We start from the raw sequence: 5,566 nt of genomic DNA on the forward strand, positions 1-5,566 counted from the left end.
CCGCCGGCACTCCACCGGCGACACCCCCGACATCGACCTGTCGGTGCCGCCGGAGGACCCGGGCGTCTCGCACCAGCACGCGGTGCTGGTGCAGCAGCCGGACGGCGGCTGGGCGGTCGTCGACCAGAACTCGACGAACGGCACCACCGTCAACATGTCGGAGGAGCCGATCCAGCCGTTCGTGCCGGTCCCGCTGCGGGACGGCGACCGGGTGCACGTGGGCGCCTGGACGACGATCACCGTCCGCCGGGGCTGAGCGGCGCTCAGGGCAGGGGCCAGGTGTACGGCCCCTGCGGGTCGTCCAGCCACGCCCAGGTGCGCCGGCCGGCCACCGTGACGCCGTAGCGTCCGCGGCCGGGCTCGCCCTCGCGCTCCCACAGCGCGTACGCCCGCCGGGGGTCGAGGCCGCCCCGGGTCAGCGCGAGCAGGAAGCGGAACGGTTCCTGCTCGCGGGCCCGGACCGGCAGCCCGGCCAGGCGGACGCCCTCGGGTCCCGTCCTGCCCTCGCCGCGCAGCGGCACGAAGAAGGCGGCCCCGGGCAGGAAGCGGCCCTCGGCGTGCTCCGCGTCCCGCACGGTCAGCAGGAGCAGGCCGGTGGCGAGCGGGGTGAGGACGCGCGCGCCGGGGCGGCACTGGGCGAGCCAGGCGCGCGGCACGGTGGGCAGCTCGCAGGTGGCGATGATCCGGTCGTAGGGCGCGCGTTCGGGCACTCCGCGGGCGCCGTCGCCGGTGACGACGACCGGGTGGAAGCCGGCCGCGGCGAGGTGCTGCCGGGCCGACTCGGTGATCTCCGGTTCCAGGTCGATCGTGGTGACGAGGTCGTCCGCACCCAGCCGGTGGGCGAGCAGGGCCGCGTTGTAGCCGGTGCCGGCGCCCACTTCCAGCACCCGGTCGCCGTCCCCGACGCGCAGGGCGACCAGCATCCGGGCCATCAGGGAGGGCTGGCTGCTGGAGGAGACCAGCTCGCCGTCGCGCAGCCGGGTGGCCAGCGGTTCGTCCGCGTAGGCGCCGCACACCCAGCGTTCCCGGGCCTCGGGGTCCGGGTTCTCGCCCCAGCGGCGCTCGTAGCCGCGCGGCCCGGCGGCGTAGTAGTACGGCACGAACAGGTGCCGGGGCACCGCGGCGAACGCCTCCCGCCACACCGGATCCGCCGCCCAGGCCCCGTCGGCGTCGATCTCCCGTACCAGCGCGGCCCGTGCCGCGTCGGCGAGAACCCCGGTCTCCTCGTCGTGGGCGCCCATGGCTCCACAGTAGGGGCGGAAGGCCCGCGGGCGGTGGCGGCCGGGGTGGTCCTAAGCCTTGAGTCCTGGGTCGTCCGGTCTGAGACGATGGACGGGTGAAAGAGATTCGGCGCGGCACGCTACAGGAGCAGACCTTCTACGAGCAGGTCGGCGGGGAGGACACCTTCCGCCGGCTCGTCCACCGTTTCTACCAGGGAGTCGCCGAGGACCCGCTCCTGCGGCCGATGTACCCGGAGGAGGACCTGGGCCCGGCCGAGGAGCGGCTGGTCCTGTTCCTGATGCAGTACTGGGGCGGTCCCACGACGTACAGCGAGAACCGCGGCCACCCGCGGCTGCGGATGCGGCACGCGCCGTTCACCGTGGACCGGGCCGCGCACGACGCCTGGCTGCGCCACATGCGGGCGGCGGTCGACGAGCTGGGGCTGTCCGAGGAACACGAGCACACCCTGTGGAACTACCTGACGTACGCCGCCGCGTCGATGGTGAACACCCCCGACTGATCCCGAGCGGGGCTCCGGTTCAGCGCACGCTCAGCCCGAACGACCCGAGCCCCGCCCGCCGTACCGCCACCGATCCGTACGGCGTGCGCAGCCGCAGCCACGCCCCCGACGAGAACAGCCCGGTGTCGCCCGGCCCGGTGCCGGGTCGCAGGAAGCCCAGGGACTGGGCCGCGTGCACGGCCCGCACCGGCAGCCGGGTGCCCCTGATCTCCCGGGACCAGATGTCCCGCCCGATCCGGTCCAGCTCCGCCCGGGTACGGTCCTCGGGCGGCAGCTCCTCGGTGCGTGCGCGGAACTCGGCCACCGCCGCGGCGACGGTGGCGCGCAGCGCGTCCGGCGCGGGCAGCCCGGGCTCCGGCTGCCAGCCGGCACGCGGGGGCAGCAGCCCGGCCCACGGCGGTCCGGTGACCGCGCCCGGGACGGCGGCGGTGGCCGCCCGCTCGTCGACGGACTCCAGGAACTCGCCGGCGGAGACGGTCACGTCGAGGGTGACGTCCAGCCCGTCCTCGTACGGCTTCGCCAGCCGGACCGCGCGGACGGCCAGCACCTCGAAGGACGGCGGCCGGCCGAAGACGGCGAGGGCGGTGCCGGCCGCCTGCAGCCGCACCGCGGCCCCGCGGTCGTAGTGCAGCAGCCGGGAGAGGAAGGCGGCGAGGTCCGCCGCCTCCGTCTCGTCGGCCAGGTGCAGCACCGTCATGCCGCGACGGCCTCCTCGCCGGCCGCGTCCGTGTACCGCTGGAGGAACTCGCGCTCCTCCGCGGTGATCCGGCGCGGCCGCTGGGTCTCGAAGTCGAACGGCACGATGACCGTCGAGGCCCGTACGTAGACCAGGTCGTCGTCCTTCACCTCGTAGGAGACGGTGAAGGACGCGGCCTTGATCTCGGTGACCCACAGCTCGATGTCCACCGGTGTGGGCCGGTGGACGAGCTGCCGCTTGTAGTCGATCTCGTGGCGCGCCACCACGGAGCCTTCCTTGGACTCCTTGGCCCGCAGGGCGAGGAAGTCGATACGGGCCTCTTCAAGGTAACGGAGGAAGACCGCATTGTTGACATGGCCGTAGGCGTCCATGTCCGACCAGCGCAGCGGGCAGCGGTAGAGGTGCCGCAAGATCGATCAGCCCCGGGTCAGCTTCTTGTAGGTGGCGCGGTGCGGACGCGCGGCGTCCGGGCCGAGCCGCTCGATCTTGTTCTTCTCGTAGGACTCGAAGTTGCCCTCGAACCAGAACCACTTCGACTCACCCTCGTAGGCGAGGATGTGCGTCGCGACGCGGTCGAGGAACCACCGGTCGTGGGAGACGACGACGGCGCAGCCGGGGAAGTCCAGCAGCGCGTTCTCCAGGCTGGAGAGCGTCTCGACGTCGAGGTCGTTGGTGGGCTCGTCGAGGAGCAGCAGGTTGCCGCCCTGCTTCAGGGTCAGCGCCAGGTTGAGCCGGTTGCGCTCACCGCCGGACAGGACGCCGGCCGGCTTCTGCTGGTCCGGGCCCTTGAAGCCGAAGGCGGACACGTACGCCCGGCTCGGCATCTCGACCTGGCCGACGTTGATGTAGTCGAGGCCGTCGGACACGACCTCCCACAGCGTCTTCTTCGGGTCGATGTTGGCGCGGGACTGGTCGACGTACGAGATCTTGACGGTCTCGCCGACCTTGATGTCACCGGAGTCCGGGGTCTCCAGACCCTGGATCATCTTGAACAGCGTGGTCTTGCCGGCGCCGTTCGGGCCGATCACGCCGACGATGCCGTTGCGCGGCAGCGTGAACGACAGGCCGTCGACGAGGATCTTCTCGCCGAAGCCCTTGTGCAGGTCGTTGACCTCGACCACGACGTTGCCCAGGCGCGGGCCCGGCGGAATCTGGATCTCCTCGAAGTCCAGCTTCCGCATCTTCTCCGCCTCGGCGGCCATCTCCTCGTACCGCGCGAGACGGGCCTTGGACTTGGCCTGCCGCCCCTTGGTGTTGGAGCGGACCCAGTCCAGCTCTTCCTTGAGCCGCTTCGCGCGCTTGGCGTCCTTCTGGCCCTCGACCTTGAGGCGGGTCGCCTTGGTCTCCAGGTAGGTGGAGTAATTGCCCTCGTACGGGTAGGCGCGGCCGCGGTCGAGTTCGAGGATCCACTCGGCGACGTTGTCCAGGAAGTACCGGTCGTGGGTGATCGCCACGACGGTGCCCGGGTACTTGGCGAGGTGCTGCTCCAGCCAGTTCACCGACTCGGCGTCGAGGTGGTTGGTGGGCTCGTCGAGCAGCAGCAGGTCGGGCTGCTCCAGCAGCAGCTTGCAGAGCGCGACGCGGCGCCTCTCACCGCCGGAGAGGGTGGTGACGGGCCAGTCGCCGGGCGGGCAGCCCAGGGCGTCCATGGCCTGCTCCAGCTGGGCGTCGAGGTCCCAGGCGTTGGCGTGGTCGAGCTGCTCCTGCAGCTTGCCCATCTCGTCGAGCAGCGCGTCGGAGTAGTCGGTCGCCATCAGCTCGGCGATCTCGTTGAACCGGTCGAGCTTGCCCTTGATCTCGGCGACACCCTCCTGGACGTTCTCCAGGACGGTCTTCTCCTCGTTCAGCGGGGGCTCCTGGAGCAGGATGCCCACGCTGTAGCCCGGCGACAGGAAGGCGTCACCGTTGGACGGCTGCTGCAGTCCCGCCATGATCTGCAGGACGGTCGACTTGCCCGCGCCGTTCGGCCCGACGACACCGATCTTCGCCCCCGGCAGGAAGCTCAGGGTGACGTCGTCGAGGATCACCTTGTCGCCGTGCGCTTTGCGCGCCTTGCGCATGGTGTAGATGTACTCAGCCAAGAGAAACCGTCCGGCAGCTTGAAATCTGGCAGTGGGCAGATACACCCCATCTTGCCTGAACGCCAGGCTTGGGTGTTAACCCGTTCGGTCCGGAGTCTGTGACCTGGGGTTTCAAGGGCCGCGACGGTGACTCGCCGGCTCGTCCGCCGCCGCGAGTCACCGTCGAGCTGCCTGGCGCACCCTCGCGCGGCCCGGGCAGCCGTCGCTACGCGGGCTATCGTGCCGCTGTGACCAGCGCAGCCGAGCGCCCCCTCCTCTTCCTCGACGTCGACGGTCCACTCATCCCGTTCGGGGCGTCGTACGGCTCCTCGACGTCGCTCGATCAGGGCAACCCGCTGCTTGATCGACTGGACCCCGGCATCGGATCGCGTCTCCTCGCCCTGGGCTGCTCTCTCGTGTGGGCCACGACGTGGGCGGAGGATGCGAACGAGGCCGTCGCTCCGCGCCTGGGACTGCCGGAGCTGCCCGTGGTGGAGTGGCCGGACGCCGGCCCCGACGACACACCCCGCGGCCTGCACTGGAAGACCCGCCCCCTGGTCGAGTGGGCCGACGGCCGACCGTTCATCTGGGTCGACGACGAGATCAGCGCCATGGACCGCTTGTGGGTCGACGCCCGGCACCCTGGGCCGTCCCTGCTCCATCGCGTCGACCCGGCCCAGGGACTCACGGACGCCGACTTCTCGGCACTCGGCGCCTGGCTCGGGGCGAGGCGCCCTTGGCCGCCGCGACGAATACCGACGCGGCATCCGCACGGCTGGTGAGAGCCGCCGCCCGGAACCGCGTCGCTTCTCGCCTTCGTCAGCCGGCCATCTTGCTGCCCGGGAATTCGTGGACGCTGGCCGCCAGGGTGCCGTCCTGCTGTTCGTAATGGGACAGGGCGACGCCGAGGCCGAAGAAGGTGGGAGCCCACTCGCCCACGAACAGGCCCCAGCGATCGGCGCGGTCCAGGCCGGTGCCGGGCTCGGCCTTGAGACTGGTCGCCCAGGCGACGACGGTGAGACCGATCGAGGCGAAGGCGGCCAGGTAGGCGTGCTCGCTGCGGACGCC

The 5,566-nt window shown here is 71.5% G+C and carries 8 protein-coding genes; 3 read left to right on the forward strand and 5 right to left on the reverse strand.

Translation table 11 applies throughout. The features are described 5' to 3' along the window. Positions 1-256 (forward strand): FHA domain-containing protein (locus IE312_RS43070; protein WP_229900756.1); only part of this gene is annotated, 256 nt, incomplete at its 5' end. Between the two features lie 7 nt (positions 257-263). On the opposite strand, the gene IE312_RS33950 is transcribed toward IE312_RS43070, so the two are convergent. Further along, entirely contained in the window at positions 264-1,241 is a 978-nt protein-coding gene (locus IE312_RS33950) for a methyltransferase domain-containing protein (protein WP_189986072.1), read from the reverse strand. Positions 1,242-1,336: 95 nt separating this feature from the next. Here IE312_RS33950 and IE312_RS33955 point away from each other — a divergent pair, with 95 nt between their 5' ends. After that, positions 1,337-1,741, forward strand: a complete 405-nt coding sequence (locus IE312_RS33955) for a globin (protein WP_189986073.1) — start codon at positions 1,337-1,339, stop codon at positions 1,739-1,741. Between the two features lie 19 nt (positions 1,742-1,760). On the opposite strand, the gene IE312_RS33960 is transcribed toward IE312_RS33955, so the two are convergent. From IE312_RS33960 to ettA, 3 genes are read right to left on the reverse strand one after another with little or no spacing between them, the layout of a single operon-like run. Further along, entirely contained in the window at positions 1,761-2,438 is a 678-nt protein-coding gene (locus IE312_RS33960; protein ID WP_189986074.1) for a DUF8185 domain-containing protein, read from the reverse strand. After that, entirely contained in the window at positions 2,435-2,848 is a 414-nt protein-coding gene (locus IE312_RS33965) for an acyl-CoA thioesterase (protein WP_189986075.1), read from the reverse strand. The genes IE312_RS33960 and IE312_RS33965 overlap by 4 nt, the downstream gene beginning before the upstream one ends. A 6-nt stretch (positions 2,849-2,854) precedes the next feature. Then, a complete protein-coding gene (gene ettA, locus IE312_RS33970; RefSeq protein ID WP_189986076.1) occupies positions 2,855-4,519 on the reverse strand; it encodes an energy-dependent translational throttle protein EttA in 1,665 nt (554 codons plus the stop codon). A gap of 227 nt (positions 4,520-4,746) precedes the next feature. Between ettA and IE312_RS33975 the strand changes: the two genes are divergently transcribed. After that, a complete protein-coding gene (locus IE312_RS33975) occupies positions 4,747-5,280 on the forward strand; it encodes an HAD domain-containing protein (RefSeq protein ID WP_189986077.1) in 534 nt (177 codons plus the stop codon). A gap of 37 nt (positions 5,281-5,317) precedes the next feature. Here the strand turns inward: IE312_RS33975 and IE312_RS33980 are convergent. Continuing rightward, positions 5,318-5,566: hypothetical protein (locus tag IE312_RS33980; RefSeq protein ID WP_189986078.1), on the reverse strand; the 249-nt coding region annotated here is incomplete at its 5' end.

This window comes from Streptomyces capoamus (assembly GCF_014654935.1).
In the GTDB taxonomy this organism is placed as follows: domain Bacteria; phylum Actinomycetota; class Actinomycetes; order Streptomycetales; family Streptomycetaceae; genus Streptomyces; species Streptomyces capoamus.

What these genes read in the sequence shown, in the direction of transcription:
- IE312_RS33960 (WP_189986074.1), bottom strand. Translation starts at nt 2,438, where the DNA reads ATGACGGTGCTGCACCTGGCCGACGAGACGGAGGCGGCGGACCTCGCC.
- IE312_RS33950 (WP_189986072.1), bottom strand. Translation starts at nt 1,241, where the DNA reads ATGGGCGCCCACGACGAGGAGACCGGGGTTCTCGCCGACGCGGCACGG.